The 437-nt window shown below is 68.9% G+C and carries 1 pseudogene; it reads left to right on the forward strand.

The features are described from left to right. Nucleotides 1-437, forward strand: a pseudogene (locus ITJ55_RS15830) (C4-dicarboxylate ABC transporter); the annotation flags it as partial.

The raw sequence follows: 437 nt of genomic DNA on the forward strand, positions 1-437 counted from the left end.
ACGGTGCTCGGCCTCGTCAGCGCGATCGCGGTCCCGTACCTGACGTTCACCCGGCACGACACGGCCCCCGACAGTGCGTTCGGCGGCTGGCTCATGCCCGTGGTTCCCCCGATGGTGTCTGCCTCGACCGGTGCGCTGCTGCTGCCCTTCCTGCCCGCGGGGCAGGCCAGGCAGAACATGCTCTGGGGGTGCTACGCGATGTTCGGGTTGTCGTTGCTGGCGTCGATCGTGATCATCACGCTGATCTGGTCACGCCTGGCCCAGCACAAGATCGGCCCGGCCGGCATGGTCCCGACCCTCTGGATCGTCCTCGGCCCCCTGGGGCAGTCGATCACCGCGGCCAACCTGCTCGGTGGCAACGCCCACCTCGCCGTCGACCAGGGAACCTCGCACGCCCTGTTCGTCTTCGGGCTCGTCTACGGTGTGCCCACTCTGGG

The sequence above is a fragment of the Frigoribacterium sp. VKM Ac-1396 genome, assembly GCF_015350895.1.
Lineage (GTDB): Bacteria > Actinomycetota > Actinomycetes > Actinomycetales > Microbacteriaceae > Frigoribacterium.